Below are 984 nucleotides of genomic sequence, written 5' to 3' on the forward strand. Positions count from 1 at the left end.
ACCTGCCGCTGGCAACCAATGTGCAATTCATGACGGTGATGGCGACCAAGATGCCGTTTGTGGGGCGGGGGTAGTGGTTCGGTGTGCTCCCCTCTCCCGCTTGCGGGAGAGGGGCGGGGGAGAGGGCCAGCGGTTCAACTTGCGAAAAGTCGGCAAGCAGAACTTCCAGCCCTCTCCCCCAACCCCTCTCCCGCGGGCGGGCGCGGGGAGAAAACCGAGAGAAAAAAAACCAAAACCCCCCCCCCCCCCCGGGGTGGGGGGGGGGGCCGGGGCCCCGCGGTTCAACTTGCGAAAAGTCGGCAAGCAGAACTTCCAGCCCTCTCCCCCAACCCCTCTCCCGCGTGCGGGAGAGGGGAGAAAACCGAGAGAAAGAAACGCTTACCGCCGCCCCGCCATGAACGCCGCAGCATCCGCCGCCGTCATTCCTCGCTCATCCTTCGCTTCCGGGTCTGCCCCGTGAGCTTTCAGCAGTTCCACGATTTCCCCACGCTGGAACATCGCAGCCGTCATCAGCGCCGTGCGGCCGTCGGGCGATGCGCCTTCCACGTCTGCGCCATATTCGAGCAGGATTTCGATAACTTCCTTGTAGCCCTTGTATGCCGCGCCGGCGATCGGGGTCTGGCCCATGGCGTTGCGGATGTCGGGCGAGGCGCCGGCAGCCAGCAGCATGCGCAGCGCGTCGGGGTGGCCGTAGTAGGCCGACAGCATGACCAGCGTGTCGCCTTTTTCGTTGCGCAGATTGATCGGCATGCCGCGCTCGATTAATGCCGCCAGTGCGGTGGTGTCGCCGTTGCGTGCCAGATCGAACACCTGGCCGAGCGCCGCGATCATGCGGGCTTCGTCTTCGGCGGTCATCGTGGGAGTCTTGGGCGTTTCCATAAATTGCCTTTCTGCTGAAACCAGCGCCCTGCAGCAGCAGGGCGCCCGGCTTCCATCAAGTTACTTTGCTTCGATCTTCTCGATCGCGGCGGCCACGCCTGCGCC

General features: G+C 64.6%; 1 protein-coding gene. It reads right to left on the bottom strand.

Translation table 11 applies throughout. From position 1 onward, the window contains the following. Positions 1-378: 378 nt before the first annotated feature. The gene (locus ABDB81_RS28555; RefSeq protein ID WP_346814212.1) at positions 379-855 is read right to left on the bottom strand and encodes an ankyrin repeat domain-containing protein; all 477 of its coding nucleotides are present in this window, start codon (positions 853-855) and stop codon (positions 379-381) included. Positions 856-984 lie beyond the last annotated feature (129 nt).

Source organism: Cupriavidus sp. DL-D2, assembly GCF_039710735.1.
In the GTDB taxonomy this organism is placed as follows: domain Bacteria; phylum Pseudomonadota; class Gammaproteobacteria; order Burkholderiales; family Burkholderiaceae; genus Cupriavidus.